This window comes from Nereida sp. MMG025, from assembly GCF_021654165.1.
Lineage (GTDB): Bacteria > Pseudomonadota > Alphaproteobacteria > Rhodobacterales > Rhodobacteraceae > Nereida.
Genome location: NZ_JAKFZN010000001.1, coordinates 1,045,781 through 1,068,579 on the forward strand (window position 1 = coordinate 1,045,781; position 22,799 = coordinate 1,068,579).

The following is a 22,799-nucleotide window of genomic DNA, read 5'->3' on the forward strand; positions in this document are numbered from 1 at the left end:
CCTAGGTTTCTTCCACCAGAACCACCCCGGGCAGGCTTTTGATCGCGCCTTTTATTTGTGGTGTTACGGGGAAGTAATCCTTGAGTTCAACTTCCACCTCGCCAGGCAACCCTTCGGACATAAGACAGAAAATGATCGGTCCTTTGCCGCCTTGCGTGACCGTTTCACGGGCGTTGTTGAGGACGGTTGCAACCGTGCTGACGGCCTGCTGTTCTTCGATAAAGACCTTGAGCCCGACGCCCCCTGCATCGGCCACAATGCCATCAATGGGTGCCACGGACCGCGCCAGCAGTTTAAGCTGATCGCTCTCCATCGTCGCTTCGGCCGTGACAACAACCTTGCTGCCCGTCTCAAGATGATCACGGCATTTGTCCAGCGTGTCGCTGAACATCGTGACCTCATAGGCGCCTGTGGTATCGCTGAGCTGGACAAAGGCGAACCTGTTGCCACGCGCCGATTTCCGTTCCTGCCGCCCAGAAATACGGCCGGCAAGTTTGGCGATGAACGCGCCGCCTTGGGCTTTTTCCGTTACCTGATCAAGCGTCAGGATGCCTTTGCGTTTCAGCGGCACCATATAGTCTTCCAATGGATGGCCCGACAAATAAAAGCCGATGGCTTTGGCTTCCTCATCCAGCTTTTCTGCGGGAAGCCAATCTGACACAGGGCTCAGGCGCGGCTCGGGCAAATCATCACCGGCCTCGCCAAACAGGCTGACCTGATTGGAATTACGCTGGTCATGGATGGCGGCAGAATAGTTGACCAATGCATCCAAACTGTCAAAGACCTTGCGGCGGTTGGGGTCCAGCACATCAAAGGCCCCTGCCCGTGCAAGCATCTCAAGCGGTCGCTTGCCCACGCGCTTCAGATCCACGCGGCGCGCAAAGTCAAACAAGGTGGCAAAAGGTTTGTCGTTTCCGTCAACTTGCCGCCCTTCGACCAAAAGGCGCATCGCTTCGACGCCCACGTTTTTCAGACCACCAAGGCCATAGACCAAAGCGCCCTGCGCAACATCGAACGTCGCTTGTGAGCGGTTCACGCATGGCGGCACATAGGGCAGTTTGAGCCCCTTTTTCACCTCTTCAAAATACACGGCCAGCTTATCCGTCAGATGGATATCGCAGTTCATCACACCAGCCATAAATTCGACCGGGTGATTGGCCTTGAGCCATGCGGTTTGATAGCTGACCACGGCATAGGCCGCGGCGTGCGATTTGTTGAACCCATAGTTGGCGAACTTGTCCAAAAGGTTCCAAACCTCGATCGCCTTTTTCTCGTTCACACCGTTTTCAGCAGCACCTTTGAGGAATTTGGGGCGTTCTGCATCCATCGCCTCCTGAATCTTTTTACCCATCGCGCGACGCAACAGATCAGCGCCGCCAAGCGAATAGCCCGCCATTTCCTGCGCAATCTGCATAACCTGCTCTTGGTAAACAATGATGCCCTGCGTTTCGTCCAGAATATGGTCAATCGTGGGGTGCAGTTTCTCACGATCAGCGCGGCCGTTTTTTACGTCACAATATTGCGGGATGTTTTCCATCGGGCCTGGACGATATAGCGCCACAAGCGCCACGATATCTTCGATGCAGGTCGGTCGCATCCGTTTCAGGGCGTCCATCATGCCGCTGGATTCCACCTGAAACACCGCAACCGTTTTGGCCGCGGCATAAAGGTTGTAACTCGCCTCATCATCCAGTGGGATCGCGTTGATATCGTTTTCGGTGCCCTGTGCAGGATCATAAAGCTGCGTGCCGTCGGCCGCGATATGAAGGGGGCGGTTGCGAACAATCAAATCGACCGCATTTTGAATGACCGTCAGCGTTTTGAGACCCAGAAAGTCGAATTTGACCAGCCCGGCTTGTTCAACCCATTTCATGTTAAACTGGGTCGCTGGCATGTCAGAGCGCGGATCTTGATAGAGCGGGACAAGCGCATCCAGAGGACGATCCCCGATGACCACACCCGCGGCGTGCGTCGATGCATTGCGTAACAACCCTTCGACCTGCTGGCCGTAAGTCAGAAGACGGTCCACGACCTCTTCATTCTTGGCTTCTTCGCGCAAACGCTCTTCGGTGGCCAAGGCTTTTTCGATGCTGACGGGTTTTACCCCCTCAACAGGGATCATCTTGGACAGGCGATCCACTTGGCCGTAGGGCATCTGTAAGACGCGCCCGATATCACGCACCGCCGCTTTGGACAAAAGCGCGCCGAATGTAATGATCTGGCCTACTTTATCGCGGCCATATTTTTCCTGCACATAGCGAATGACCTCCTCGCGGCGGTCCATGCAAAAGTCGATATCGAAGTCGGGCATCGACACACGTTCGGGGTTCAAAAACCGTTCAAACAGCAAGCTGTAGCGCAGCGGATCAAGGTCGGTGATTGTCAGCGCATAGGCCACAAGGCTACCCGCCCCGGACCCCCGCCCCGGACCAACGGGAATATCGTGGTCCTTGGCCCATTTGATAAAATCGGCAACGATCAGAAAATAGCCCGGAAAGCCCATGCCCTCGATGATATCCAACTCAAAATCGAGCCGCTTTTGATACTCTTCAACCGAGGCGGCATGGGGGATGACCTTCAGGCGCTCCTGCAGCCCTTCATTTGCCTGTCGGCGCAATTCCTGCACCTCATCATCCGCAAACCTTGGTAGGATCGGATCGCGCTTGTAAGCCTTGAAGGCGCAGCGTTTCGCAATCTCGATGGTGTTTTCCAAAGCCTCGGGCAGGTCGGCAAACAGGGTCGCCATTTCTGCGGGCGTTTTGAAGTAGTGTTCGGGCGTCAAGCGGCGGCGCGGGGCTTGTTGATCCACATAGGCGCCATCCGCAATGCACAGCAAAGCGTCGTGGGCTTCATACATTTTGGTTTTAGGAAAGTAGCAATCATTGGTCGCCACAAGCGGTAAATCCATCGCGTAAGCCATCTCAACATGGCCGCGTTCTGACTGTTGTTCAGGCTCGGGCAGTCCACCATCGGTGGGGTGGCGTTGCAACTCAACATAAAGGCGGCCCGGAAAAGCGGTGGCCAGTCGCTGCATCAGGGCCTCGGCCTTGGGGCGTTGCCCGCCGCGCAGCAAACGCCCGATAGGACCATCTGGTCCGCCCGTGAGACAGATGAGCCCCTCGCAATGTCCATCCAATTCGTCCAGTTTGACCTGCGGCACCTCCTCTGGGTGGGCAAGATAAAGAAAGCTGTTGAGCTTCATCAGATTTTCGTAGCCAGCCTCGTTCTGGGCCAGCAGGACGATTGGTGCAGGGGCGCGTGGCTTTTCACCGATGGGGGCGGGATCGTATTCCAGATCCACTTGGCAACCGATAATGGGTTGAACACCCGCTTTGGCCGCACCTTCCGAAAACTCCAACGCACAGAACATATTGTTTGTATCGGTGACAGCGACTGCAGGCATGCCCGCATCGGCGGCAAGTGCGGGCAGTTTTTTGACAGGGATCGCGCCTTCCAACAAAGAATATTCGGTGTGGGTGCGAAGGTGAATGAATCGGGGTTGGCTGCTCATGGTGACACATTAGGCGGCTCTTGCAGGACAGAAAAGCGCCTATTGCTAAGCCGCTTGACTAACTGAGTTGACGCGTCTGTTCTGACCCGTCATGGCACCCGATATGAGTGATGCATATTCCAAATATTTCGGCGCCCTTTCCGATCCGACCCGCCGCGCGATTGTTGAAACTTTGGCACGTGGTGGGCGTTCGGTCAGCGCATTGGCCGAACCGCATGACATGGCGCTGCCGACCTTTCTGCGCCATCTTCAAGTGCTGGAAAAGGCAGGGCTTGTGCGCACAGTCAAAAAGGGGCGCGTGCGCATTTGCACGCTGGAAGTTGCTGGCATAATGGACATGCAAGGCTGGTTGGCCTGGCAGCGCGAAATTTGGGAAAACCGCGACAGCTAGGCCTGCCCGTTGGAACAGGCTTGATTTTCTCAACGCGGTGGGTTTTGCTGACCGACGACCCTTCTACGCCGCATCGAAGGGGGCCCATGCGCGAAAACGGCCCAGTGGTACCGCGGCAGGTATGATCCATGAAAACCACGTTTCTTCTAAACGGAGAACGCATCACGGTGGACACCGCTCCGACGGTGACCCTTCTTGATTGGCTGCGTGAAGAGCGCGGTCTGACAGGCACCAAGGAAGGCTGCAACGAAGGCGATTGCGGGGCGTGCTCTGTGATGGTGACAAGCCAGGACGGCGCACGGGCCCTGAATGCCTGCATCCTGTTTATGCCTCAGGTGCACGGAAAAGCGGTTCGCACCATCGAAGGCATCGCGGCCCCCGACGGCACATTGCACCCCGTTCAAGACGCAATGATCATGCACCATGGGTCGCAATGCGGGTTCTGCACGCCCGGATTTGTCGTCAGCATGGCAACTGCGCATGTAAACGGACGCCGCGACCACGATGACCAGATCGCAGGCAACCTGTGCCGGTGTACAGGATATGCCCCGATCATTCGGGCCGCCCAAGCCGCACAGGAGGCACCTGTGCCTACGCATCTGACCGAAACACCACCGGCGGTCGAAGCGGTTGCATCGAGTGATCATGTGGCCTTTCCGGCAAGTTGTGATGAATTGGCCACTTGGTATCTTGATCATCCTTCCGCCACCTTGATCGCCGGGGCAACCGACGTGGGGCTTTGGGTTACCAAGCACCTGCGCGATCTGGATGGGGTCGCTTTTTTGGGGCAATGTCACGAGCTGAAAGCAATCCACGACGATGGCGGAATGCTGCGGTTCGGGGCGATGGCCACAATTACAGACGTCCTCGAAACGGTGACGCCTTTTGCGCCGTCTTTTGCCGAGATGCTGCGCCGCTACGGGTCTGTTCAGGTCCGCAACGCCGCTACCATCGGTGGAAACATCGCCAACGGCTCGCCAATCGGGGACAGCCCCCCTGCGTTGATCGCGGCAGGCGCGCAGCTTGTTTTGCGCAAAGGGACCATACAGCGCGAACTTTTGCTGGAAGATTTCTATATCGAATACGGCAAACAAGACCGCGCAGCAGGTGAATTTGTAGAGGCCATTGAAGTTCCCAAAGACGCCCTTGCACGGACACAGGTCTACAAAATCAGCAAAAGGTTCGATCAGGATATTTCGGCAGTTTGCGGCGCATTTGACCTTGAAGCGAACCGCATTGCATTTGGCGGCATGGCGGGCACGCCAAAGCGCGCGCCCAAAACCGAAGAAGCCCTTGCCCGCGGCGAGACAGACCGTGCGGTTGCAGCGCTTGCACAGGATTTTGCACCTTTGTCAGATATGCGGGCGTCTGCGGCTTATCGGCTGCAAGCTGCACAGGGGCTATTGCGACGTGCGCTGTCCGGTGATCATTCGACCGTTTTGGAGGTGCGCGCATGAGTGTTGCAAAACCCCTGCCCCATGATGCCGCCCTTTTGCACGTCACGGGCGCTGCGCGCTATGTCGACGATATCCCCCTGCCGGTCGGTGCCCTGCATCTCGCTTTTGGCCTGTCTGAAATTGCGCGCGGGCGCATCACCGAAATGGACTTGGATGCGGTGAGATCGGCCGAAGGCGTCGTCGCGGTTCTTACCGCGGATGACCTGCCATTTGCCAACGATTGCTCGCCTTCGGCACATGACGAGCCGTTGCTTAGCGATGGCGCTGTGCATTACCTTGGACAACCTGTTTTTCTGGTCGTTGCGCGGTCGCATCTTTTGGCACGCAAAGCGGCTCGTTTAGGCCAAATCGTTTACCAAAAAGAAACGCCTATCTTAACGATAGACGACGCGATTGCAGCCAACACCATATTTGAAGAAGGCCCCCGCATCTGGGAACGTGGCGATCTGGACCACGCAATCAAAACCGCCACGCACCGCATTACGGGTCAGATGGAATTGGGCGGTCAGGAACATTTCTATCTCGAAGGACAAGCCGCCTGCGCGGTGCCGCAAGAAGGCGGCGATATGCTGGTGCATTCCTCAACGCAGCACCCCACCGAAATCCAGCACAAGGTCGCCGACGCCATCGGCACGCCGATGCATGCTGTGCGCGTGGAAGTCCGCCGCATGGGCGGTGGGTTCGGCGGTAAGGAAAGCCAAGGCAACGCGTTGGCCATTGCCTGTGCCGTGGCCGCGCGTCTGACCCAACGCCCCTGTGCCATGCGTTATGACCGCGACGACGACATGATGATCACGGGAAAACGCCATGACTTCCGTCTGGCGTATGATGTGGCTTTTGATAGCCACGGCATCGTCCAAGCGATTGATTTCACGCATTATGCGCGGTGCGGTTGGGCGATGGATCTTTCGCTGCCTGTGGCCGACCGTGCGATGCTGCATGCAGACAACGCCTATTATTTGCCCAACATTCGGATCACCTCGCATCGGTTAAAGACCAACACCCAAAGTGCGACGGCGTTCCGCGGATTTGGCGGACCGCAAGGCATGGTGGGCATTGAGCGGGTGATGGATGAAATTGCGCATCATTTAGGCAAAGATCCTCTCGAAGTGCGCCGCGCCAATTATTACAGCGATGCGTCACAAACCACGCCTTATGGCCAAAAGGTAAGCGACTTCATTTTGGATGATCTGACAGATGCTTTGATCAAGACCTCGGGCTATCGCCAGCGGCGCTCAGAGATCAAAGAGTGGAACGCGCAGCATACCCATTTGAAGAAAGGGATCGCTTTCACACCGGTCAAATTCGGGATCAGCTTCACCTTGACCCATCTTAATCAGGCTGGTGCATTGGTCCATGTTTACCAAGATGGAAGCATCCACCTTAACCACGGCGGCACAGAAATGGGCCAAGGTCTGTTTCAAAAAGTCGCCCAAGTGGCCGCGAGCCGATTTGGTGTTGATGTCGGTGCGGTTAAAATAACCGCGACCGATACCGCAAAAGTCCCCAACACAAGTGCAACTGCCGCGTCCAGCGGATCGGACCTGAACGGGATGGCTGTCAAAGCCGCGTGCGATATCATTCGCGGGCGCATCACAGATCATCTGGCAACGGTTCATCAATGCAGCCCCCAAGATGTGCATTTTGCGGATGGCCACGTGTCTCTTCCACACCATCGGATCACCTTCGCAGAGGCAGCTAAGTCGGCCTATGAAAACCGCATCAGCCTGTCATCGACGGGGTTCTACAAAACGCCAAAGCTGCAATGGGACCGCATCAAGGGGCACGGCAGGCCGTTTTTGTATTTCGCCTATGGTGCTGCGGTGACAGAAGTTGTGGTCGATATGCTGACCGGGGAAAACCGTATCCTGCGCACCGATATTTTGCACGATGCCGGCGCCTCCCTGAATCCAGCCTTGGACATCGGCCAGATCGAAGGCGGATTTGTGCAAGGTGCAGGGTGGTTAACCACCGAAGAACTGGTTTGGGACGATGCGGGCCGTCTACGCACCCATGCGCCAGCCACGTATAAAATCCCTGCATGTTCAGACAGGCCGGATGTCTTTAACGTGGCCCTTTGGGACGGCCAGAACACCGAAGATACAATCTATCGATCCAAAGCCGTGGGCGAACCGCCATTCATGCTTGGAATTTCCGCGCTTATGGCGCTCAGCGATGCTGTGGCCGCTTGCGGAGTTGGGTATCCATCACTGGACGCACCCGCCACCCCCGAACGTCTCTTGATGGCGGCAAAGCGGCTTCAGGCATGAGCGATTGGATCACCGTCACCATCACCCAAGTGCGCGGCTCCTCTCCGCGCGATGCAGGCACCAGTATGCGGGTCTTCGCAGATTGCCAACTGGGCACGATCGGTGGTGGCGCATTGGAATGGGAAGCCACACATCTTGCCCGCGCGATGTTGAAAGACGGGCAAACACAGCAGTCGCGGCGCATCAGCCTCGGCCCTGATATAGGACAGTGCTGCGGCGGGCAGGTCACGCTTGAATTCTCGGCCAACACGCAACCGCAAACCACACAAAAACGCCCCTTATGGATTTGGGGAGCAGGTCACACGGGGCGCGCCATTGCACAGGTCATGGCCCCTTTCGAGGATCGCGAGATTGCATTGATTGACGTTGCAGCAGACCGGTTTCCCACTGACCTGCCCATGACCGTATCCCAAGTCGTCGCGACAAACCCGCTGGATTTAGTCAAACATGCCAATCCGTTGGCCGACCATATCATATTAACCTATTCCCATGATCTGGATCTTGCCCTGTGTGACGGGCTTTTGCGCCACGGGTTTACCAGTTGCGGGCTGATCGGCTCAGCGACGAAATGGGCACGATTTCGCAAAAGACTGGCGCAAATGGGCCATGCACATGATGAAATTGACGCCATCACCTGCCCGATTGGGGATCCATCCTTGGGAAAACATCCGCAGGCCATTGCACTTGGCGTCGCCGCTGCGATGCTACGCACGACATCGGCACCGATTCCCAAAGTAAAAACCGCATGACAACGCCACTTCTTCGCCTTTCAGGACTGACCAAAGCCTACCCGGGTGTGGTGGCAAATGATGACGTGAGTTTTGATATCGGGCACGGCGAGGTCCATGCGCTGTTGGGTGAAAACGGTGCAGGAAAATCCACGCTGGTCAAAATGATCTATGGATTGGTCAAGCCGGACGCGGGCCACATGATGTTGAACGACACGCGGTTTGCCCCCGACAAGCCAAGCACGGCGCGTGCTGCTGGCATCGCGATGGTGTTTCAGCATTTCAGCCTGTTTGCCGCGCTGACCGTTGCCGAAAACATCGCACTTGGCATGGAAAACCCGCCCAAGATGCGCGCCCTTGCTGCCCGTATCAAAGAGGTCAGCCAGCAATACGGTTTGCCGCTGGACCCTTTGGCGCAGGTCAGTGATCTGTCAGCAGGTGAACGCCAGAGGGTCGAAATTGTTCGCTGCCTGTTGCAAGACCCCAAGCTGTTGATCATGGATGAACCGACCTCGGTCCTGACCCCGCAAGAGGTTGAGGTGCTGTTTGGCACGCTGCGAAAGTTGCGTACGAACGGCACATCGATCCTGTATATCTCGCATAAGTTAGAAGAAATTCGCACGCTGTGTGACGAGGCGACAATTCTGCGATTGGGCAAAAATGTCGGCACGTGCGTTCCGCGCGAGACTTCGGCGCGCGAAATGGCGGAATTGATGGTCGGCACGCGCCTGCACCAACCCGAACGCCATACCCGTGATATGGGGGCCGATGCGCTGGAGGTGGTTGATCTATCGGTCGCCGCGACCTCTCAATTCGGCACAGCGCTCAGGGGCGTTTCGCTGCGCGTGCGCGAGGGGCAAATACTCGGCATAGGTGGCGTTGCGGGCAACGGACAAGATGAACTGCTGGCCGTTCTTTCTGGCGAAACACTCAGCCCCAAAGGATCAATCCGCTTTCAGGGTAACGATATCAGCCGCCTTGACCCCACAAGCCGCCGCGCGTTGGGCGTGCTTGCGGCCCCTGAAGAACGGCTTGGCCACGCGGCAGCACCCGATATGTCGTTGGTCGAAAATGCCTGCCTGACCGCCGCAACACGCCAAGGCCTTGCTAAAAACGGCTGGATCAACTGGGGCAAAACCCGGCAATTTGCGGAAGATGTGATCGCACGGTTCGATGTGCGCACGCCACATGCCCAAGTCGCCGCGCGCGCGCTTTCGGGCGGCAACTTGCAAAAATTCGTCATCGGTCGGGAAATCATGCAAGACCCGCGGGTATTGGTCGTCAATCAACCCACTTGGGGCGTCGATGCCTCTGCCGCGGCGGCTATCCGTCAGGCGCTTCTTGATTTGGCCGCTCAAGGCGCCGCAGTGATTGTGATCAGCCAAGACCTTGATGAGCTTTTGGAAATCACAGACGATTTCGCCGCCCTGAACGAAGGCAGGCTAAGCGTGCCTGTCCCCACAGCAGGACTAACCGTTGACCAGATCGGTCTGATGCTTGGTGGTGCGCACGGCATGGAGCAGGCCCATGTTTAAGGTTGAAAAGCGCCCCTCGCCGTCACGCTTTTGGTCATGGATGGCACCCATTCTGGCAGTGGTGGCGACGATGGTGGCGGGTGGCATCATGTTTTGGATGCTTGGAAAACCACCCCTGGAAGCCATCCGAACAATTTTCTGGGACCCGCTTTTTAACGCCCAATTCGCCAGCTATTCGCGGCCGCAGTTGTTGATCAAGGCCGCCCCCCTCATCCTGATTGCCATAGGTTTGTCGATTGGATTTCGGGCAGGCGTGTGGAACATCGGCGCAGAGGGGCAATATGTGATCGGCTCACTTACGGGGGCTGGCGTGGCGCTGGCGCTCTATCCGCTTGAAGCATGGTGGATCTTCCCGCTTATGGTTGTCGCGGGGGCTTTGGGTGGTTTCCTCTGGGCCATGATCCCTGCCATTTTGCGCATCAAGCTGAACACCAATGAAATTCTGGTGTCTTTGATGCTGGTTTATATCGCGCTTGAAATCCAAAGCTCTATGGCACTTGGACTGTTGCGCAACCCCGACGGCGCTGGCTTTCCGGGCAGTCGAAATCTGCAGCAATATCCAAGCGCACATAACGCCGAGATTTGGGTAGGTAGTTCGATCCATTGGGGTGTCATCGCGGCCATGCTGGCCGTGATTGCCGCGATCTTTCTGTTTGCGCGCTACCTTTTGGGGTTTCAAATCAAACTCACAGGCAGCAGCCCGCGCGCGGCAAGATTTGCAGGCGTGAACCCCAATGTGATCGTGGCCTTTTGCTTGGGCACGTCGGGGGCGCTGGCGGGCATGGCCGGCATGTTCGAGGTGTCAGGCCCCGCAGGGCAAGTCACCATCGATTTTGCAACAGGCTATGGTTTCACCGCAATCATCGTGGCGTTTTTGGGCCGGCTTAACCCCTTGGGAATTCTGGCTGCAGGGCTGCTGATGGCATTGACCTACATCGGCGGTGAATTGGCGCAGTTCATCATTGGCCTGCCCGCCGCCGCCATTTCCGCCTTCCAAGGCATGCTATTGTTCTTCTTGCTGGCAGGTGAGATGTTTGTGAACTACCGTTTCGTGCGGATCAGAAAGGTAGTGGCGTGATGGATTGGAGCGCAATCAATCCAGCATTTTTCATCGCATCCATTATGGTATCGGCCACGCCCCTTTTGCTGGCTGCGATTGGCGAATTGGTCGCTGAAAAGACAGGCGTTCTAAACCTTGGCGTCGAAGGCATGATGATCACAGGGGCCATCTGCGGCTTTATCATTTCCGTTGAAACAGGCTCGCCCACCTTGGGGTTCATATGTGGGGCATTGGGGGGCGCGGTTCTGTCGTTGATTTTTGCCCTGCTTACGCAGCTCTTTATGGCCAACCAAGTGGCCAGCGGATTGGCGTTGACGCTCTTTGGTCTCGGCTTTTCATCCATGATCGGTCAGGGCTATGTGGGGATCGTGCCGCCTGATGTGCCTAAACTGATGGAAGGCGCGGATCTATCGGCGTTCCAGCGGATCGCTTTGGGACATGACGCTGTTTTATACATCGGCCTGCTTATCCCCGTCATCGTTTGGTACGTTCTGAAATATACGCGGCTCGGGTTGGTCTTGCGTGCTGTGGGCGAAGATCACGAGGCGGCCCATGCCTTGGGCTATAAGGTGATCTGGATCAGGGTTGGCGCCATCTTTTTCGGGGGTGCCTGCGCTGGTCTGGGTGGGGCCTACCTCAGTCTTGTGCGCGTGCCGCAATGGACCGACGGAATGACCGCAGGGATCGGTTGGATTGCCCTTGCGCTGGTTGTCTTTGCAAGCTGGCGGCCATTGTTCATTATCATTGGTGCCTATCTTTTTGGCGGTGTGACCGTCTTGCAGTTGAATCTGCAGGCTGCGGGCTCAACCATACCTGTCGAATACTTGTCCATGAGCCCGTATGTGATAACCATCCTTGTGCTCGTTCTTTTGTCTGTCCTGCAAAAATACGGGCTGTTGCGTGCAGCAGCCCCTGCCATGTTGGGCCGATTATTCCACGCCTCGAACTAGAGGCACATAGCAATACAACTTGGGGGAAAATCCATGATGCTACGTCGAACACTTCTTGCAGGGGCCGCAATGGCACTTGCGCTGACCACAGGCGCATTTGCGCAAGACAAAACCAAGGTTGGTTTCGTATTCGTTGGCCCCATCGGTGATGGCGGCTGGACATATGAGCACAACAAAGGACGCCTTGCCGTTGAAGACCACTTTGGCGATAGCGTTGAAACGGTATTCCAGGAAAGCGTGCCAGAGGGTGCCGATGCTGAACGGGTCATGACGCAAATGGCTTTGTCGGGCGCGGATCTGATCTTTACAACCTCTTTTGGCTATATGGATCCCACGATCAACGTTGCTGCCAAATTCCCCGATGTAAAATTCGAGCATGCCACCGGCTACAAACGCGCTGACAACGTGTCGACATATTCCGCCCGCTTCTATGAAGGTCGCGCAATTCAAGGCCATATCGCAGGTAAAATGACCGAAACCAACAAAATCGGTTACATCGCCTCCTTCCCGATCCCAGAAGTGATCCGCGGCATCAACTCGGCCTATCTGCACGCCAAGAAAGTGAACCCTGATGTCGAGTTCAACATCGTTTGGGCCTACACATGGTTTGACCCTGCGAAAGAAGCAGACGCGGCTAAAGCGCTGATCGAGCAAGGCGCGGATGTCATCTTGCAGCACACAGATTCCACCGCACCTCAGGCCGCGGCACGTGATGCAGGCGGGGTCATCACCTTTGGTCAAGCCTCTGACATGGCGGAATACGGTCCGTTGCCACGTGTATCCTCAATCATCGATGATTGGGCGCCCTACTACATCGATCGTGTCCAAGCGGTGATGGACGGCACATGGACAAGCACAGACACTTGGGACGGTATCGGCCCGGGTATGGTTGCGATTGGCGAGATTTCGGATGCTGTTCCCGCGGACGTCAAAGCCGAAGCACTGGCGATGAAAGAAGCGATCGGTGCAGGTGAATACATGCCCTTCACCGGGCCCATCAACCGCCAAGACGGCAGCGTTTGGTTGGCAGAAGGTGAAACAGCAGACGACGGCACGTTGGCTGGTATGAACTTTTATGTTGAAGGTCTGACTGGCGAAATTCCTCAGTAAGACAATTCTCTCTAACTGAAAAAGCCCCGTCATTTGGCGGGGCTTTTTTGTTTCCCGAACGTAGAAAATAAGATCACGCAACACCCGCTTTTTATGAATTCCAAGATAGAATCACCCAAGCTTTTTGCACAGACGCCTCCAATCGTTAACGCCTTGTGGATAGCACCAGTTGGTGAAGGGTGATTTAGCGGCACAATATGTGGTATATCTGTAACGGCATGATACAACTTATGGTTGTTTTTTATTTTTTCATATTTTTGCTTTGACAGCCCCCACATTGTTCGAGAACCGTAAACAAACATTAACCAGCAAAAATGGAGCTGCCCCATGACACGCAACGACACATTTGATTCAGGCCTTGTTCATATCGCAAATAAATCGCCTGCCTTTGACACAGATCACCAGCACGTCACCGACGCTGGCCGCGTACACATCGCAAACAAATCGCCTGCGTTCAGCACTGATTTTGCGGACACACGCGATGCGGGTAACGTGCCAATCGCCAACAAATCACCCGCCTTCACAACCGATTGCGAAGACGCAGGCCGTGTGCACATCGCAAACAAATCCCCTGCGTTCAGCACGGACTGCGAAGACAGTGGCAAGGTTGCAATCGCCAACAAATCGCCAGCTTTTGACGTAAAAGCCGCTTAAGCACCCCAGATGAAGGATACCCCAACACCTTCATCGGCCAGCGTTTCCGACAGCGAAGCGCTGGCCAAATTCTATCGGATGGTGCCGAGCGCCAGCCAACCCGTCCCGGCAGACGCGGCCGCGGGCGGGACTCTGCCATTGCGCGCCTACCGCTATTGCGAACCGATCCGTGTGGCGTCGCAACTGGGGTGGTATGTTTTCCCTCCCATGGATTTTTCGCTCATCTGGGACGGCACACAGATTTTCTGGACCTACGCCGACGCACCGGATTGGATGCCACTCGACGCGGTTCAATTTCCGAAATTTGCTGGCCAATTCGATGCGTCTGCACCGGATGATATCAAGGGCTATTCCCCGCCCTTTATGGCCTCGGTGCTCCAACCAGGAGTGTTACAAGTGTGGTCCGGGTTGATTGCGCGCACGGCACCTGACTGGTGCCTTTTGGTGCGCGAGCCCGCAAACCTGCCGCGCAACCAGCACTTTCAAGGGTTCGAAGGCGTCATTGAAACCGACAGATGGTTCGGCCCTTTGTTCACCAATATCCGCCTGACCAAGACCGACACACGCGTCGACATCAAGAAGGATCACCCGTTCTTCACGATCCAGCCGATCCACCGCAACATGCTTGATCCGAAACTATCAGGCCGCGTGGAAAAAGTTGCGGGCATGTCTGAAATGACAGATAGTGATTGGCAGGATTACCGTGACACAATCGTAAACCGCGTTGGTGACAAACGGGTCGCTGGTGACTACGCCAAGACGTCCCGCAAACGAAGGAAACGTGATGACAGTGCGCCTTAGCACATTGCCAGCCTTCGGTATTATCGTCGTCAGCATCGCTTACGTTATTGAAATCACGACCTTCCCGCTCATCCTTGGTGCGCTAACCGACACCCTTCATTTGACACGCAGCCAAGGGCTTTGGCTGGCCAGCGCCTATAAGATCGCTCTTGTTTGCTCGCTTTTGATCGGCGGACCAATGGGCGACCGCTTTGGCAAGGAACGGATCTTTGCTGTTGGAACAGCATTTTTCAGCCTCAGTTCGCTCGCCCTTTTGTTTGTCCAGAATGGCGAGACCGCGCTTGTGTTGCGCGTTTTGCAAGGCATCGGCGCGGGTCTCTTTTCGCCGATGATTCCGGCTTTGATAGCGGCCCGCCGACGTGAAAACGCGGTCTCCGCGCTCAGTCGGTGGGGGATGATCACGGGGCTGGCTGCGGCTGTCTATCCATTCATTGCAGCGGTGTTGACGCAAAGCACCTCGTGGCAAGGGGGCTGGCTGGTCGTGCCACTGTTTGCAACTGTTGCGTTGTTAGGATTACCGATGATCAGCGACCGACAAGATCAAACGCCCAACCCCGTCAATGAGGCCAGCGCCAAGGTTGCGCTATCGGCCTCGGTTTGGGCAATCATCGCTTATGTCTTTCTGAATTACGGCGCGACCACATGGTTCATTTATGCAATTGCAACGATGCAATCCGACGCCATCAGCCTCACCCAGACTGGCGTGCTTCTTTTTGTGCTTTGGAGCGTTTTTGCACTTGGAAACCTTGCCGTCAGCCAGCTGAACCGGCTGCTTAGCATGCCAACGCTGCTTCAGATTGGTGCGATTTTTAACGCGATTGGCATTCTTTTGCTGTGTTACGATCCAACCAACTTATATCTGGCGTTTTTCACCTCAGGCTTGATCGGCATTGGGATGGCGTTGAACAATGTGCCCACAACCGATCTGGCGTTTCGTATGTCACCGCAATCTGCACACGGACGGGTTGCCAGCCTTGATATTATCGCCGCGCGCCTTGGCGGTGCGGCTTGCGTGGTGTTGATCCCGTTCCATGCCTCTGCGTCTCTTTGGTTTGCGCCTGTCTTTGCGGTTTGCGTTGTGGCATTTTCCTTTGCGCTGGTGCTGTTTTCTATGCGCGGCACGCCAAAGCTGGCCGTGCCCGCCGAATAGATCTCGCTCCTCGTGCAAGGCCATGGCACTGTGCAAGTATGGAACACGTAACGGATTGTTTGATTGTCGGAGGCGGGATCGCGGGGGTCACAGCTGCCGCAGCCCTTGCACCGCATATGGACGTCACGCTGTTGGAAGCCGAAGCCAACATTGGCTATCATGCATCGGGTCGATCGGCTGCGATGTTTTTGCGGGACTATGGCAATGCAACCGTCTGTGATTTGAACTACGCCAGCGAAGCCGCGCATATCGAACAAGGCGTTCTGTCACCCCGCAGTATGGTTTTGCTTGGTCGAGCAGACGACCCGTTTGACGCCGATTGTGCCGCTCTCAAAATGACAGAGGTGTCTGTTTCGCAGGCATCCCACCTGCTTCCCATCATCGACACGCACGTCGTCACCCGCGCAGCCCTAACCCACGCATCGACAGCTCTTGATACAGATCTGGCACTTCAGGCGGCTTTGCGCAGCGCACGAGGCAACGGCGCGACCCTACGCACGCAAGCGCCCGTCATATCGGCATCGCACACAGGCGGGCGGTGGACGCTCGCAACGGCCAAGGGGCAATTCACGTCAAAAATCTTGGTAAATGCAGCGGGGGCTTGGGCCGATACTTTGGCACAATTCTGCAGCATCTCTCCTATCGGTCTGACCCCGTATCGCCGCTCAATGGCGCAACTGCCAGCGCCGCGCGGCTATGACATAAAGGACTGGCCCTTCACCCTTGCAGCGGGTGATCGCTGGTATGCCAAACCAATCGGCGGGCGCTGGTGCGTCAGTCCAAGCGAAGAAGACCCGACACACCCGCATGATGCATATTCCGATGACATGACCCTTGCCGAAGGGCTTGCGCGTTACGAGGATATGGTCACCGCGCCCGTCACCCGCCTTGAGGGAAGTTGGGCTGGCCTAAGAACCTTCGCCCCCGACCGCGCCCTTGTGATTGGCCCAGATGCAAACGAGCCTTCCTTTTTCTGGCTTGCCGGTCAGGGTGGCTACGGATTTCAAACTTCTCCCGCGGCGGCCAACCTTCTGGCATCGCATATACTGGGATCACCTACGGATCTGGCGAACCGCACGGTCGCCGCATTACACCCCAACCGGTTTTAGGCGGCCAGCGCCATCAATTCCCATGAGCGAACGGTGATAAAATCGTTTTGGTGCATGGGCTGTCCAACCCGCAATTCAGGGAACAGGCTATAAAGCTCAACCCGCGTTTCGGGGTCTAAGGCCGCAACAGCCTGCGTGCCTGCATCGAAACTTTCGGTCGCCGCGCCTTCGGCATAGATGACCTCATGGTTGTCAAAGATAAGATGGTAGTAGGTCACAGCCGTTCGATTGGCATCCACGTAGCAGCCGTCAAATGTGGCACAGAGCGATTTGGCCCTGACAAATATCGCCTCTTCACCAAAGGTCAGCGGCACCCGCATATTGCTATAAAGCATGCGGTGTTGCGGGCTTACCCACAGATCACGACGCGGCAGGCCAAAACCCAAAGCCCCTTGGCTGATCTTCACAGGCCGCAGCGCCCGATTGCGCCGCAGATCATCCGCGCCCAACTTCCGCGACACAATCATGCGCAGCTTTTGTGAGCCACGATCACGGGTAATGATCCTGTCACCAACCTTCAGATCTTCGATTGGCCGAATGCCATCCATCGTGTCAATCATTGTGCCGTCAGTCAGGCAGACCACCGAAGTGTTTTGGGTAATTGGACCGTCAATACGCGTGCCATTGAAATCGAATTGAATGCTCGTGTTACCAGCCGAGGGCGTGATATTACTGCTGACAGCACCCGCGGCAGGGCCGTTTGCGGCTGTGATCGCGGTTGTCCCACCGCCGATATCGACAAAATTTTGCACAGTCGGATTGCCTGCAGCATCGATGAACGCAACCGCTTCGGCCTCTGATCCCGAGCCATTTGGGCCACTGCCCGAATTTGGATCTGTCACAGCGGTTTGAAAGGTAAACACGTACCAGCCCGTTGATGGATCAAGCACAGGGGTCAGCGTATTCAGCGTCACAGCGGCCGCCAATTGTCCATCACCCTGATAGGTCGCGATTGTGAAATCCGACAACCGTCCCATCTGTGCAGGCGGGACTGTGACCTCTACGTATTCGGCCACGCCCGTGCCATTGGCCACGACGTTTTTGTAGTGAATTTCGCTGATAAAAGCCATTCTGGCACCTTCGCAACCGAGTTCGTCACCATCATGACTACCCCTGTGCGAAGGCTGTTGTTTGACACCATTGTGGCGATTTAGAGAACATTAACCGTCTTGGCGGATCACTGTATTTTGGGGATCATAGGGACTGTCCTCAACAATCGTCGCATCCCACAATTGATCAAACATCTTGACCTTGAGGACTGTGCCGACCTCAGCATGCTTCGGGGTCACGTATCCCATTCCGATCGACTTGCCAAAATGCACCGAATAGCCGCCCGACGTCAGACGCCCGACGCGCGTGTCACCCGCATAAAGCGCCTCACGACCCCATGGGTCGGCATCATCAGGACCATCAATCAAAAAGGTCACGCATTTGCTGCGCACACCCGTTTCGACCAATGCGCCTTTACCGTGAAAGTCCTTGTCCAGATCAATGAACCTTGGCAGATCAGCCTCGAGCGGGGTCGCATCGCGGCCCAATTCGTTGCCGAACGCACGATAGGATTTCTCCTGCCGCAGCCAGTTCTGCGCACGTGCGCCGACCAGCTTCAAACCGTGGCTCTCTCCTGCCTTTTCGATCAGATCAAACAGGTGGTTCTGCATTTCGATGGGGTGGTGCAATTCCCATCCCAACTCGCCCGTATAAGCCACACGGATCGCCATCACAGGCACCATCCCAAGTTCGATATGGCGCATGGTCAGCCACGGGAACCGCTTGTTCGAGAGCGCGGTTTCAGGATCCGCATCAATGATCACATCGCGCAGCAGATCGCGCGATTTCGGCCCTGCAACAGCAAACACACCGTATTTCGTAGTTACATCCGTGATCGCGACATAGCCAAAGTCGTCCATCTTGTCCTCGGCGGCCTTGCGCAGATAATCACTGTCGTAATCCGTCCAAGCACCTGCAGAGACCAGATAATAATGATCCTCGCCTATCCGTACGATTGTGTATTCCGTGCGGGTCGTGCCGTGATCGGTCAGCGCATAGGTCAGGTTGATGCGCCCCACGCGGGGCAGCTTGTTGCAGGTAAACCAATCCAGAAACGCGGTGGCGCCGGGGCCTTTGACCTCATGCTTGGTAAAGGCCGACGCATCGATCATACCCACGCCTTCGCGAATCGCTTTGGCCTCATCGACGGCGTATTGCCACCATCCGCCACGGCGGAAACTGCGGCTTGCGTGATCGTCAAATCCCTTGGGGGCAAAATAATTGGGACGCTCAAATCCGTTGACCGCGCCAAACACAGCACCACGATCCGCCATACGGTCATAACTTGGTGCAGTGCGCAGCGGACGGCAGGCTTCGCGCTCTTCATCAGGGTGGTGCAGAATATAGACGTGCTCATAGGCTTCTTCGTTCTTGCGCGCCGCATATTCCGTCGTCATCCAACTGCCGTAGCGCTTGGGATCCAATGACGCCATGTCGATCTCGGCCTCCCCCTCAACCATCATTTGCGCAAGGTAATGGCCCGTCCCGCCAGCTGCGGTGATCCCGAAACTGAACCCTTCGGCCAGCCACATATTGCGCAAGCCCGGCGCAGGCCCCACCAACGGATTGCCATCGGGCGTATAGCAGATCGGCCCATTAAAATCGTCCTTCAAACCCACCGTTTCCGAGCTTGGAATACGGTGGATCATGCTCATGTATTCTTCTTCGATCCGCTCCAGATCCAGCGGGAACAGATCGGCGCGAAAGCTGTCAGGCACGCCGAATTCAAACCGCGCAGGGGCGTTGCGCTCATAGGGCCCAAGGATCCAGCCGCCGCGTTCTTCGCGCACATACCACTTGGCATCTGCGTCACGCAGCACAGGGTGTTCGGGGTTGTTTTTGCGCCATTCCACCAGCATCGGGTCAGGCTCTGTGACGATAAACTGGTGCTCCACTGGGATCGCAGGGATCTTGATCCCGAGCAGGTTCGCCGTGCGCTGCGCGTGGTTGCCCGTGGCCGTCACAACATGTTCGGCCACAATCACAATCTGCTCATCCGTGGAAATCAGATTGCCCCCCTTATCGGCGGTGCGCGTGCAAGTCACGTCCCACGCGTCCCCATTCCAATGGTAGCTGTCGACCTGCCATTTACGCTCAATCGTGACGCCATGCTGACGGGCGCCCTTGGCCATCGCCATAGTCACATCGGCGGGGTTAATGTAGCCATCGGTCGGGTGATAAATCGCGCCCTTCAAATCCTCGGTGCGGACCAGCGGATAGCGTTCTTTGATCTGCGCAGGGCTGAGCCATTCATAGGGCACACCGCAGGTTTCAGCCGTGGTCGCATAGACCATATATTCGTCCATACGTTCATCGGTCTGCGCCATGCGCAAGTTACCACACACCGAAAAGCCCGCGTTCAACCCCGTCTCGGCCTCAAGCGTTTTGTAGAACTTGATCGAATAGTCATGGATATGCGTGGTCGCATAGGACATGTTGAAATAGGGCAGCAACCCCGCCGCATGCCAGGTTGACCCTGATGTCAGCTCGTCACGTTCAAGCAGCATGGTGTCCCACCCCGCCTTACCCAAGTGATAGGCAATCGAGGTGCCAACAGCGCCCCCTCCGACAACCAATGCTTTGACATGTGTTTTCATGGGTGCGACTCCCCGCTCTTTAGGTATTGAGCTTAGGGTGCCTCAAAACAGCGAATGAGCGCGCGGTAGTGCCGACCTAACACCTATCAAAACCGACCTGCAGTTGCGCCGCAGCACTATTGCGTATCGGCAGGCACCTCTTTGCTCACAAAGCGGCACCGTTTCCGGCCATTCTCGATTGCGCAGACGGGCTCTTTTATGGTCACCATTTTGATCGGTTCGGGCTCGGACGCAGCAGGAACGTCTGGCGCGACCACAGGCGCGGTCTGCTCTGTAAGGTCAGGTGCCACAACCACAGGTTCAGGTGTGGCTATCACTTGAACGGTTTGGGTCTGTGTACGCTCGGGCGCACCAAAAAGCACCACGCCTGCGGTGATGGCCGCCGCCGTAAGCGCGAACATCAATGGATAGAGCTTTTGCATCGGTCATCCCCTTTTTGCTCAGAAAATACGAAAACCTTGCTCGCAAAACGACTGCCACGTGACCTTTTTGAGGCGCGCTGATACAGAGCATGCGATCCAACAAACGCAAGTGACGCCCATGCAAACGATCCGCACCGTGAAAGACATCCGCGCAACTGTCGCCCAGTGGAAAGCCCAAGGTCTGCGCGTTGGATTGGTTCCAACTATGGGCTTCTTACACGACGGTCACATGGCATTGGTCGCGGCAGCACTGAAACAGGCCGACCGCGTCGTCACAACCATCTTTGTAAACCCATCGCAGTTCGGTGAAGCCGCCGATCTGGAGGCCTATCCGCGCGACGAAGCACGCGATCTGGCAATGCTTGAAAAGGCAGGTGTCCACGCTGTGTTTATCCCCGAGGTCGAAACGATCTATCCCCAAGGCGATGAAACGATCGTAGAGACAACGCGTATGGCAAATATGCTCCACGGTGTTGTGCGCCCCGGGCATTTTCGCGGGGTGACGACCGTGGTTGCGCGATTGTTCAACATCGTCGGTGCCGATGTCGCCTGCTTTGGCGAGAAAGACTATCAACAATTGGCTATCATCAAACGCATGGTTGCCGATCTTCACGTCCCCATCACCATCCACGGCGTTCCAACCGTGCGCGAAGCTGACGGTCTGGCCATGTCATCGCGCAACGTCCGCTTGTCGAAAGAGGATCGCGCGGCTGCAACCGTTTTGTCGCGCAGCCTAAAGGCCGCCGAAACCGCAAACACTGTGGAACGTATTCAACACATTATCCGCGAGACCTTTGCATCAGAGCCCCGTGCCGACCTCATAGGTCTCGACATTGCAGATGCCGCGACCCTGGCCCCCGTCACGGGTGTCCTTTCAGCCCCCACCGCCGTGATGCTCAGCGCCCAACTGGGTGACGTGTTATTGATCGACCAGCGCGTTTTCGAGCCGTGAAAGCATTGCACCTCCGCCAGTCTTCATTGTTGTAAAAATACCTAAACCCCACAGATCAAAAAGGCGGGACTGTCTATCATTTTCGCGCCTGTTTTGGCCCGATTGTCGGACGCATTGCCATACTCACAGCCATACCTATTGCCATACTTCCTGCCATCGCCCATTTTACCCCAAAACGAGGAGCCACTATGTCGACCCAGACCAAAACCATCCGCCGTACGACTGTCCCCCAAATTGCGGCGCGCAAGGGCGGCGAGCCGATCGTGTCGCTAACGTCTTATCATGCGCATACAGCCGCAATTGTAGACAAATACGCGGATTTCATCTTGGTCGGTGACAGTCTGGGCATGGTGATGCACGGCATGGAAACCACCGTGGGTGTGCCCCTTGATCTGATGATCATGCACGGCAAAGCCGTCGTGCGTGGCACCCGTCAGGCTTTGATCGTGGTAGACATGCCTTTCGGCACCTATGAAGAATCCCCCAACATGGCCTTCCGCAACGCCGCCAAGATCATGAAGGAAACTGGGTGTGGCGCGGTCAAGCTCGAAGGCGGCGCGCGCATGGCTGAAACAATCAGGTTTCTAACCGAACGCGGCATTCCTGTGATGGCCCATATCGGGCTTACGCCGCAATCCAGCCACGTAATGGGCGGGTTCAAAACCCAAGGTCGGGACGAAGAGACATGGGCCACCCATGAGGCTGACGCCAAAGCCGTGACCCAAGCAGGCGCATTTGCCATTGTGCTGGAAGGCATGGTCGAACCATTGGCAGCCAAAATCACCAAACAGATTGCCATACCGACAATTGGCATCGGAGCGTCAGCTGAGTGCGATGGCCAAATCCTTGTCCTTGAGGATATGCTTGGCCTGAACGAATGGACCCCGAAATTTGTCAAGGTTTACGGCGATTTAGGCCCACAGATCGAGGCCTCGGTTAAGGCCTACGCCGAAGAGGTCAAAGACCGCAGCTTTCCAAGTGAGGATCAGGTTTACCGCTAAGGTCCGGAATTCCTGACTGGCTTTCTAACAGGCGGCGGGCGTAGGGTGACG

At 56.3% G+C, this 22,799-nt stretch carries 18 protein-coding genes; 14 read left to right on the forward strand and 4 right to left on the reverse strand.

Features of this window, described 5'->3' with window-relative positions; translation table 11 throughout:
* Position 1: 1 nt before the first annotated feature.
* Complete coding sequence (dnaE, locus tag L1065_RS05195) at positions 2-3,511, reverse strand: DNA polymerase III subunit alpha (protein ID WP_237094370.1); 3,510 nt, start codon at positions 3,509-3,511, stop codon at positions 2-4.
* A 103-nt stretch (positions 3,512-3,614) separates the two neighbouring features.
* On the opposite strand from dnaE, the gene L1065_RS05200 reads away from it, so the two are divergent.
* The 12 genes from L1065_RS05200 (at position 3,615) to L1065_RS05255 (ending at position 16,726) form a co-directional block, all read left to right on the forward strand.
* Entirely contained in the window at positions 3,615-3,902 is a 288-nt protein-coding gene (locus tag L1065_RS05200; RefSeq protein WP_370641138.1) for an ArsR/SmtB family transcription factor, read from the forward strand.
* Positions 3,903-4,030: 128 nt separating this feature from the next.
* Complete coding sequence (gene xdhA, locus L1065_RS05205; RefSeq protein ID WP_237094372.1) at positions 4,031-5,359, forward strand: xanthine dehydrogenase small subunit; 1,329 nt, start codon at positions 4,031-4,033, stop codon at positions 5,357-5,359.
* Positions 5,356-7,629: a xanthine dehydrogenase molybdopterin binding subunit gene (xdhB, locus tag L1065_RS05210; protein ID WP_237094373.1), complete on the forward strand. Its 2,274-nt coding sequence runs from the start codon at positions 5,356-5,358 to the stop codon at positions 7,627-7,629. Before xdhA ends, xdhB begins: the two co-directional genes overlap by 4 nt.
* A complete protein-coding gene (xdhC, locus tag L1065_RS05215) occupies positions 7,626-8,378 on the forward strand; it encodes a xanthine dehydrogenase accessory protein XdhC (protein ID WP_237094374.1) in 753 nt (250 codons plus the stop codon). The genes xdhB and xdhC overlap by 4 nt, the downstream gene beginning before the upstream one ends.
* Entirely contained in the window at positions 8,375-9,892 is a 1,518-nt protein-coding gene (locus L1065_RS05220) for an ABC transporter ATP-binding protein (RefSeq protein ID WP_237094375.1), read from the forward strand. Before xdhC ends, L1065_RS05220 begins: the two co-directional genes overlap by 4 nt.
* Complete coding sequence (locus L1065_RS05225) at positions 9,885-10,970, forward strand: ABC transporter permease (RefSeq protein ID WP_237094376.1); 1,086 nt, start codon at positions 9,885-9,887, stop codon at positions 10,968-10,970. Before L1065_RS05220 ends, L1065_RS05225 begins: the two co-directional genes overlap by 8 nt.
* On the forward strand, positions 10,970-11,902 hold the full coding sequence (locus tag L1065_RS05230) for an ABC transporter permease (RefSeq protein WP_237094377.1): 933 nt from the start codon (positions 10,970-10,972) through the stop codon (positions 11,900-11,902). The genes L1065_RS05225 and L1065_RS05230 overlap by 1 nt, the downstream gene beginning before the upstream one ends.
* A gap of 36 nt (positions 11,903-11,938) precedes the next feature.
* The gene (locus tag L1065_RS05235; RefSeq protein WP_237094548.1) at positions 11,939-13,012 is read left to right on the forward strand and encodes a BMP family ABC transporter substrate-binding protein; all 1,074 of its coding nucleotides are present in this window, start codon (positions 11,939-11,941) and stop codon (positions 13,010-13,012) included.
* 327 nt (positions 13,013-13,339) lie between these two features.
* The gene (locus L1065_RS05240; RefSeq protein ID WP_237094378.1) at positions 13,340-13,666 is read left to right on the forward strand and encodes a hypothetical protein; all 327 of its coding nucleotides are present in this window, start codon (positions 13,340-13,342) and stop codon (positions 13,664-13,666) included.
* Between the two features lie 9 nt (positions 13,667-13,675).
* Entirely contained in the window at positions 13,676-14,467 is a 792-nt protein-coding gene (locus L1065_RS05245; protein WP_237094379.1) for a DUF6065 family protein, read from the forward strand.
* On the forward strand, positions 14,451-15,617 hold the full coding sequence (locus L1065_RS05250; RefSeq protein ID WP_237094380.1) for an MFS transporter: 1,167 nt from the start codon (positions 14,451-14,453) through the stop codon (positions 15,615-15,617). The genes L1065_RS05245 and L1065_RS05250 overlap by 17 nt, the downstream gene beginning before the upstream one ends.
* A 38-nt stretch (positions 15,618-15,655) precedes the next feature.
* A complete protein-coding gene (locus L1065_RS05255) occupies positions 15,656-16,726 on the forward strand; it encodes an FAD-binding oxidoreductase (RefSeq protein WP_237094381.1) in 1,071 nt (356 codons plus the stop codon).
* Here the strand turns inward: L1065_RS05255 and L1065_RS05260 are convergent.
* The 3 genes from L1065_RS05260 to L1065_RS05270 all read right to left on the reverse strand — a co-directional run bounded on the left by L1065_RS05260 (position 16,723) and on the right by L1065_RS05270 (position 20,795).
* Positions 16,723-17,796, reverse strand: coding sequence for a Hint domain-containing protein (locus L1065_RS05260; RefSeq protein ID WP_237094382.1), 1,074 nt, complete (start codon positions 17,794-17,796; stop codon positions 16,723-16,725). The two genes, L1065_RS05255 and L1065_RS05260, sit on opposite strands and share 4 nt — an antisense overlap.
* 90 nt (positions 17,797-17,886) lie before the next feature.
* Positions 17,887-20,373: an FAD-dependent oxidoreductase gene (locus L1065_RS05265; protein ID WP_237094383.1), complete on the reverse strand. Its 2,487-nt coding sequence runs from the start codon at positions 20,371-20,373 to the stop codon at positions 17,887-17,889.
* A 116-nt stretch (positions 20,374-20,489) separates the two neighbouring features.
* Positions 20,490-20,795: a hypothetical protein gene (locus L1065_RS05270; protein WP_237094384.1), complete on the reverse strand. Its 306-nt coding sequence runs from the start codon at positions 20,793-20,795 to the stop codon at positions 20,490-20,492.
* A gap of 58 nt (positions 20,796-20,853) precedes the next feature.
* On the opposite strand from L1065_RS05270, the gene panC reads away from it, so the two are divergent.
* Both panC and panB read left to right on the forward strand, forming a co-directional pair.
* Positions 20,854-21,747, forward strand: a complete 894-nt coding sequence (gene panC / locus L1065_RS05275; protein ID WP_370641139.1) for a pantoate--beta-alanine ligase — start codon at positions 20,854-20,856, stop codon at positions 21,745-21,747.
* Between the two features lie 188 nt (positions 21,748-21,935).
* Positions 21,936-22,748, forward strand: coding sequence for a 3-methyl-2-oxobutanoate hydroxymethyltransferase (gene panB, locus L1065_RS05280; RefSeq protein ID WP_237094385.1), 813 nt, complete (start codon positions 21,936-21,938; stop codon positions 22,746-22,748).
* Positions 22,749-22,799 lie beyond the last annotated feature (51 nt).

Bases quoted from the DNA above. Each gene is read 5' to 3' on its own strand.
- dnaE (WP_237094370.1), bottom strand. From the start codon at position 3,511: ATGAGCAGCCAACCCCGATTCATTCACCTTCGCACCCACACCGAATAT.
- L1065_RS05200 (WP_370641138.1), top strand. From the start codon at position 3,615: ATGAGTGATGCATATTCCAAATATTTCGGCGCCCTTTCCGATCCGACC.
- xdhA (WP_237094372.1), top strand. From the start codon at position 4,031: ATGAAAACCACGTTTCTTCTAAACGGAGAACGCATCACGGTGGACACC.
- xdhB (WP_237094373.1), top strand. From the start codon at position 5,356: ATGAGTGTTGCAAAACCCCTGCCCCATGATGCCGCCCTTTTGCACGTC.
- xdhC (WP_237094374.1), top strand. From the start codon at position 7,626: ATGAGCGATTGGATCACCGTCACCATCACCCAAGTGCGCGGCTCCTCT.
- L1065_RS05220 (WP_237094375.1), top strand. From the start codon at position 8,375: ATGACAACGCCACTTCTTCGCCTTTCAGGACTGACCAAAGCCTACCCG.
- L1065_RS05225 (WP_237094376.1), top strand. From the start codon at position 9,885: ATGTTTAAGGTTGAAAAGCGCCCCTCGCCGTCACGCTTTTGGTCATGG.
- L1065_RS05230 (WP_237094377.1), top strand. From the start codon at position 10,970: ATGGATTGGAGCGCAATCAATCCAGCATTTTTCATCGCATCCATTATG.
- L1065_RS05235 (WP_237094548.1), top strand. From the start codon at position 11,939: ATGCTACGTCGAACACTTCTTGCAGGGGCCGCAATGGCACTTGCGCTG.
- L1065_RS05240 (WP_237094378.1), top strand. From the start codon at position 13,340: ATGACACGCAACGACACATTTGATTCAGGCCTTGTTCATATCGCAAAT.
- L1065_RS05245 (WP_237094379.1), top strand. From the start codon at position 13,676: ATGAAGGATACCCCAACACCTTCATCGGCCAGCGTTTCCGACAGCGAA.
- L1065_RS05250 (WP_237094380.1), top strand. From the start codon at position 14,451: ATGACAGTGCGCCTTAGCACATTGCCAGCCTTCGGTATTATCGTCGTC.
- L1065_RS05255 (WP_237094381.1), top strand. From the start codon at position 15,656: ATGGAACACGTAACGGATTGTTTGATTGTCGGAGGCGGGATCGCGGGG.
- L1065_RS05260 (WP_237094382.1), bottom strand. From the start codon at position 17,796: ATGGCTTTTATCAGCGAAATTCACTACAAAAACGTCGTGGCCAATGGC.
- L1065_RS05265 (WP_237094383.1), bottom strand. From the start codon at position 20,373: ATGAAAACACATGTCAAAGCATTGGTTGTCGGAGGGGGCGCTGTTGGC.
- L1065_RS05270 (WP_237094384.1), bottom strand. From the start codon at position 20,795: ATGCAAAAGCTCTATCCATTGATGTTCGCGCTTACGGCGGCGGCCATC.
- panB (WP_237094385.1), top strand. From the start codon at position 21,936: ATGTCGACCCAGACCAAAACCATCCGCCGTACGACTGTCCCCCAAATT.